We start from the raw sequence: 6,552 nt of genomic DNA, 5'->3' as shown, positions 1-6,552 counted from the left end.
CAGTCCTGTAAGCGCCACGGGAAGGTATTCGCTGTCGTTGAACTGAAGCGTGCCCTCCATGTTGATACCCGCGTCGATACGGCGGTCCACGCGCATGGTCTCAGCCGCAGTGGCGCCCCCGCCTGAATGGCCGTACATCCCGACCCTCTCGATGTCCAGCGCCTTCCCCAGCCCTTTAGGCAGTCGACGCCCCTCTGCGTCCGGGTTCCGACCGCGATGCAGCGCGGCGAGCCGATCGAGAACGAAGCGCGTGTCGCGCACCCGGGTGTCCACGGCCCTCTTCAATCCTTCGATTCCGGACATCGGTTTTTCCAGCTCAACCCGGCCCCGGGGAAACTCCACCGCAGGGGCCTCATCAGTGTGGTCCACGGTGACGACGACATAGCCACGGCTCGCCAGCTCCACCGCTGTCGAGGTGCCTAGCGTCCGGGAGACCCGCAAGCCCGATGAGTACAGCACGACAGGCCGGCCCTCACGGTCGTCGACCGGGGCAACGGCGGCCGCCTCCGTGCGGATGCCGGCCCAGTCCACCTGGCCGGGCCCGGCAAGATTGAAGGAACCGGATTCGTCCACGGAACGCGCGACGCCGGCAGGCATGTACGGCTGACGCGGATATCCCTTCGCCCGACGGGCCGGATACCAGATGCTGACCATCAGCTCCCGGGCCCTGTTGGTAGCCCAGGCAGCCCGGCATCCCGGGCGGCGCGTACGGGCGGCACGGCGACGATGTCACCGAGCGAGGCCACGCCGCCGGTGTCGCTGCGGCCTTCGTCCAGGGCGCGGCGGCGGGCGGTGGCGACGTCGAACAGGGCCCGGCCGTCGATGTCGTCGGGCAGGAACCGCGGCGGGCGCTGTGTCACCCACTCCAGATCGACGCCGTCCAGGGCGATGTCGGCGGCGATCTGCGCGCCGGAGTTGCCGCCGCCGACCACGATGACGCGCTGCCCGGCGAAGTCGGCCGGCCGCCGGTAGCCCACGGTGTGCAGCTGGCGCCCGGCGAAGACGTCCTGGCCGGGGACGGCGGGCAGGAAGGGACGCGACCAGGTGCCGGTGGCGCTGATGACCGCCCGTGCCCGCCAGGTCCCCCCATCGCTCTCCACTCGCATCCGGGCGCCGTCGCGGCGTACGGCATGGACATGGACGCCGCGCTGGACGGGCAGCTCGTAGCGCTTCTCGTACTCGGCGAGGTACCCCACCACGTGCCCGGCGTCGGAGTAGGTCTCGCCGCGCTGGGCCGGCATCAGCCGTCCCGGGAGCGAGGAGTAGGCGGCCGGCGAGAACAGGTGCAGCGAGTCCCAGGTGTGCTGCCAGGCCCCGCCCGGCGTGACCTCAGCGTCCAGGACGACGAAGTCCACGCCCTGGCGGCGCAGGTGGTAGCCGGCGGCGAGCCCTGCCTGGCCGCCGCCGACCACCACCACATCGACGCCTTGTGTCATGAACCCAGCTGTGAGGCTGCGAACTTCTTGCGCCAGGCCAGGGACACGTAGACCAGGGCGACCAGGACGGGCACCTCGATCAGCGGGCCGACGACGCCGGAGAGGGCCTGGCCGGAGGTGACGCCGAAGGTGGCGATGGCGACCGCGATGGCCAGCTCGAAGTTGTTGCCCGCCGCCGTGAACGCCAGGGTCGCGGTGCGGTCGTAGGCCATGCCGAGGCCCTTGCCGAGGGCGAAGGTGCCGAACCACATGATCGCGAAGTAGGCCAGCAGCGGCAGCGCGATCCGGGCGACGTCCATCGGCTGCGAGGTGATCGTCTTTCCCTGCAGCGCGAAGAGGATGACGATCGTGAACAGCAGCCCGTAGAGGGCGAACGGGCCGATCTTCGGAAGGAAGCTGCTCTCGTACCGCTCACGGCCCAGCTTCGATTCGCCGAGGCGGCGGGTGAGGAAGCCGGCGAGCAGCGGGATGCCGAGGAAGATGACGACGTTGAGGGCGATCTTCCACATGGAGATGTCGAGGTGCTGTCTGTCGCCGAGGCCGAGCCAGCCGGGCAGCAGGTCGAGGTAGAGCCAGCCGAGCAGGCCGAAGGCGATGACCTGGAAGACCGAGTTGAGGGCGACGAGGACGGCTGCGGCTTCGCGGTCGCCGCAGGCCAGGTCGTTCCAGATGATGACCATGGCGATGCAGCGGGCCAGGCCGACGATGATCAACCCGGTGCGGTACTCGGGCAGGTCCGGCAGGAAGATCCAGGCCAGGGCGAACATCACCGCGGGGCCGAGGATCCAGTTGATGACCAGCGAGGAGACCATGAGCTTGCGGTCGCCGGTGACGGCGTCGAGCTTGTCGTAGCGGACCTTGGCCAGCACCGGGTACATCATGATCAGCAGGCCGACGGCGATCGGCAGCGAGATGCCCCCGATCTCGACCTTGGCCAGGGCGTCGTTCAGGCCGGGGACGAGGCGACCCAGACCCAGGCCGAGGGCCATCGCGATGAGGATCCAGACGGCCAGGAAGCGGTCCAGGGTCGACAGCTTGGCGACGACCCCGGACTCGGGCTCCGGGGTCGCCTTCGTGGTCGTGGACGGTTCGGTAGGGGTCACGGACAAGCCCTCTTCTTGTCGGCGGCATCGGTGGCACGGGCGACGGCGGCCAGGTTCGAGAACGAGCCGGCCACGGCCTCGATGACGTCAGGTCGCAGCTTGTAGTAGGTGAAGCGGCCACACGGCTCGGTCTCCACTACACCGGCCTCGCGCAGGACCCGCAGGTGGTTGGAGAGGTTGGTCTGCTTGGCGCCCGTCTCCTCAACCAGATGCGTGGTGCAGAGGGTCTCGTGGGCAAGCAGGGTCACGATCTGGAGCCTGAGGGGGTCCGCAAGAACCCGGATCAGGTCAGTGTCGACTGACGTCATCATGGACTGATACTGTCACATCAGTGGCGGCTGACGCCATCCGGTGCTGATGTCACTCGTGCCTGATTCCGTCGTGAGACAAGAGAGATCTGATGCCCGACAAGCCTTCTGTGCTGTTCGTTTGTGTCCACAACGCCGGCCGTTCGCAGATGGCTGCCGCGTGGCTGAACCACCTGGCTGGAGATCGTATTGAGGTCCGCTCGGCCGGTTCCGCCCCTGCTGACGCTATGAACCCTGCCGCGGTCGAGGCGATGCGGGAGGTCGGCGTCGACATCTCCGCCGAGAAGCCGAAGATCCTCACCGTGGACGCGGTCAAGGAATCGGATGTGTGCATCACGATGGGCTGCGGCGACGCCTGCCCGATCTTCCCCGGCAAGCGATACCTGGACTGGAAGCTGGACGACCCGGCCGGTCAGGGCGTCGAAGCGGTCCGCCCCATCCGCGACGAGATCAAGACCCGCATCGAAGCCCTCATCGCCGAGATCGACGCGGAGTCCGCGAAGTGACCGCCGAGATCCGCACCATCATCGGCTCCGGCCCCGCCGGGTAGACGGCCGCCCTCACACTGCGCCAGCCGCAGGCGGCATCACCACGGCCCCCTAATCAGGCCACCACCAGCAACGCTGTGCGCACCCGGTGATGGGGCAACGTGGCCTGGGCGCAAGGCAATCAAATAAGCGGGGCACCCAACGACGTGATGGGCGAGCACCGCTGTGCGCTCAGTGGTCAGCTCGGCGGATGCGTGAGCGATGCGTGAGCGGATAGTCGGGCATCAGTCGTCACGAGCAGGAATACGCGTCATGGTGGATGGTGCTGACCTGCGAGGACAGCACCACCCAGCACGAACGGGGACCCCCGGATCAAGGATTCGACCCCACTTGTGCGGCAAGGCTCCCGAGCGGCCTCCTTGGACGCCGCGCGGGCCGCACCCCCGCACTCATCGAGGGCGGGATACCCCCTACGAACTCACCCACGACCTGAATTCGGGCAGGGTGAGGGCCGAATGAGCCGGTCGTTCCTGCGCGGAGGGCATGGCGCTGAGATTGCGCAGTATGTCGTTGCGCTGCTCCAGGGCTTGAGCGGTGGTCGGGAAAAGCGTGGCATCGCCCTCGCCGACCTGCTCCTGGTTCACGGTCACAAACTCACGGGTGTTGTGTTCGTAGGCAGCGAAGCCCGCGGCGTGGTCCCGGTCGGCCAGGGAACCGGCGAGCATGTACGCGCCGACGAGCGCGAGGCTGGAGCCCTGACCGGTAAGGAACGAGGGCGCGTAAGCGGCGTCGCCCACCAGCGCGCCCCTGCCGCTGGACCAGCGGGGCATGCGGATCTGGCTGACCCCGTCGAAGAACAGGTCATCCGCGTCGCGCATGGCGGCAAGCATGCCCGGGACCTCCCATCCCGCGTCGGTGAAGACCGCGGCGACCAAGTCCCGTTGGGCTTCCGGATTCCGGAACGCGTCGAAAGGCGGTTCCGGGTGAGCGAAGTTCAGGAAGGCGTGCACATCGTCGTTGTCCCCCACGGCGTAGAGTGCGGCGGCTCTGCCCGGGGTGTTCCACATCATGAGCTCGTGGGCGAGCCCGAAGGTGTTGCGCATGGTGAACCCGGCGAAGCAGTAGCCGAGGTACCGGTGGAACTGCTCTTCGGGGCCGAACAGGAACTCGCGGGTACGTGAGTGCAGGCCGTCCGCACCGAAGACCATGTCGAACGTACGCCTGCTGCCTCCGCGGAAGGTGACGTCGACCCCGTGGCCGGACTGGTCGAGGGCGTCGATGGAATCGTTGAACAAGAACTCCACGTCGTCACGGACCGCCGCGTAAAGAGCGCCGGTCAGATCCCCGCGCCGCACCTCGAGATCCCGTCCCGCGACACCGCCGGTGACGGTGTACGGGTTGACCGAGGCCACCTTGCTGCTGTCCCCGGCGAGGAACGTCAGTCGGCGCAGGTCGATGTGCGCGTCCTTGAGTTGCGACAGGATTCCCATCCTCCGGACGACCTCGATCGCCGTGCCGCGCACGTCGATGGGGTAACCCCCGCCACGAAGTGTCCCCGCCTTCTCGACCACCGTGACCGCGAATCCGTAGCGGTTCAGCCAGAACGCGAGGGCAGACCCCGCGACGCCGGCTCCAGATATCAGGACCTTGCGCCTCGGCGTGGAACGCAGATCCCTCAACAGATCGGTGCGGGTCATTCCTTGACTCCTTTGCTCATGGTCCGGACGACAAGCAGGGACAGTGCCGTGACGGCGCCGGCCAAGACGAAGCCGGTGACGAAGGCCGATTCGGCCGGGACATCCGACCCAGAAGGGGTGCCGGCGGTGAGGATCGCACCACTGACCTGCACACCCACGGCGTAGCCGAGCACGCGAGTCACCAGAACCAAGCTGGTGGCGATGCCGGTGTCACCTTGATCGACGGATGTGGCGGTGCTGGTCACCATCGCCGTGACGCACAGGCCGTTGGCAAGCGCGATCAACGCCTTGCCGATGACGAGGTGCCAGACCTCTGTGTGCACGACTGCCAGGGCGATCAGGGCGACGGCCATGATGACGATCCCGGCGCAGACCACGGCACGCGAGCCGAAACGCCGCGCTCCGATCCCACTGATCGGTCCGGCCAGTGACGCGGCCACGGCGCCGGGCAGCAGGAAGAAGCCGATCTCGGTGGCGCCGGCCCCGAAACCGTACTCACGGGAGGACACCGCGAACAGTTGCGGGACGAGATAGACCGCCACCGAGGTACCGGCGCACATCACGAACGTCAGCGCACATGACTTCCACACCGCAGGCCGTGCCAGCATGCGCAGATCGACCATCGGCGAGGCCGCACGACGCTCAACGGCTGTCCATCCGGTCACGAAGGCGGCCAGAACCACGATGAGGGCGCCGAGTACGAGGGGCTGCGAGCCGAGGTCGGGCACCATCGTGAGCACGAGCATGAGCGTGACCAGCGTCCCGCTCAGGAGAACCAGGCCGGACCAGTCGACCCCGGCGTCGTCCGACCGGCCCGGCGGATCATGCGGCATCAGCCTGTTCACCAGCATGGTGGCCCCGATGACCGCGATCGTCGGCAACGCGAACATCCAGTGCCGGGACAGCCCTTCCGCCACGGGCCCGGCCGACAGCGTTCCCCCCATGCCGCCGCCCACGAACAAACCGCTGACCACCCCGATGGCCACCGTCGACTCGCCCGCGGGGAGGTGTGCGCGCACCAGGATGAATGACAGGGGCAGTGCGCCCACCATCGCCCCCTGTAATACCTGACCGAGCAGCAGCACCGGCAGGTTCGGCGCCAGGGCGGACACCAGACCACCGGCACAGACCACCGCCATCAGCCGGACCAGGACCCGTTTTCCGCCGTAGCGGTCGCCTAACTTGCCTGCGACCGGTGTGACGAGCGCGCCGGTGATGAGGAGCATGATGCTGAGTAACGCCCCTTCGGCGGGACTCATGTCCAGCTCGCGTTGCAGGAGCGGGAGCGTCGGCGTCACCACCGACTCCAAGGCACCGGTAGCGACTGCCAGCATGCCGAGGGCCCCGACAGCGGCCTTCCCGATGCGTACCGGGGGAGCCAGAGTTGCGGTCATGGACATCCTTTCCGTCATTGCGGGCGAGTAGGGGGGTGGCCACCGACTCCCGCCGCCGCCCTCTCTGCCCCGCGCCGGCACAACGGCCACCCCCCCCGGCGCGCAATGCGGAGCACGCTCCCCTTG

At 68.1% G+C, this 6,552-nt stretch carries 6 protein-coding genes and 1 pseudogene; 1 reads left to right on the top strand and 6 read right to left on the bottom strand.

Annotated features, from left to right (window positions below):
* The 4 genes and pseudogenes from ACZ4XD_RS36985 to ACZ4XD_RS36970 all read right to left on the bottom strand — a co-directional run.
* The coding region (locus tag ACZ4XD_RS36985) for an alpha/beta hydrolase (protein ID WP_468049920.1) at positions 1-654 on the bottom strand (654 nt) is incomplete at its 3' end.
* Positions 655-683: 29 nt separating this feature from the next.
* Positions 684-1,436, bottom strand: a pseudogene (locus ACZ4XD_RS36980) (FAD-dependent oxidoreductase); the annotation flags it as partial.
* The gene (arsB, locus tag ACZ4XD_RS36975; RefSeq protein ID WP_468049922.1) at positions 1,433-2,539 is read right to left on the bottom strand and encodes an ACR3 family arsenite efflux transporter; all 1,107 of its coding nucleotides are present in this window, start codon (positions 2,537-2,539) and stop codon (positions 1,433-1,435) included. The gene arsB and the pseudogene ACZ4XD_RS36980, both read right to left, overlap by 4 nt.
* A complete protein-coding gene (locus ACZ4XD_RS36970) occupies positions 2,536-2,850 on the bottom strand; it encodes an ArsR/SmtB family transcription factor (protein WP_467007358.1) in 315 nt (104 codons plus the stop codon). The genes arsB and ACZ4XD_RS36970 overlap by 4 nt, the downstream gene beginning before the upstream one ends.
* Positions 2,851-2,939: 89 nt before the next feature.
* Between ACZ4XD_RS36970 and ACZ4XD_RS36965 the strand changes: the two genes are divergently transcribed.
* Positions 2,940-3,353, top strand: coding sequence for an arsenate reductase ArsC (locus ACZ4XD_RS36965; RefSeq protein WP_468049916.1), 414 nt, complete (start codon positions 2,940-2,942; stop codon positions 3,351-3,353).
* A 452-nt stretch (positions 3,354-3,805) separates the two neighbouring features.
* Here ACZ4XD_RS36965 and ACZ4XD_RS36960 read toward each other — a convergent pair whose 3' ends face one another.
* Complete coding sequence (locus tag ACZ4XD_RS36960; RefSeq protein WP_468049915.1) at positions 3,806-5,032, bottom strand: FAD-dependent monooxygenase; 1,227 nt, start codon at positions 5,030-5,032, stop codon at positions 3,806-3,808.
* Positions 5,029-6,426 carry an MFS transporter gene (locus tag ACZ4XD_RS36955; protein WP_468049914.1) on the bottom strand — a complete coding sequence of 466 codons (1,398 nt, stop codon included), beginning with the start codon at positions 6,424-6,426 and terminating at the stop codon, positions 5,029-5,031. Before ACZ4XD_RS36955 ends, ACZ4XD_RS36960 begins: the two co-directional genes overlap by 4 nt.
* Positions 6,427-6,552 lie beyond the last annotated feature (126 nt).

It is taken from the genome of Streptomyces sp. NPDC029466, assembly GCF_055574515.1.
This window is presented reverse-complemented; position numbering and strand designations above follow the sequence as displayed.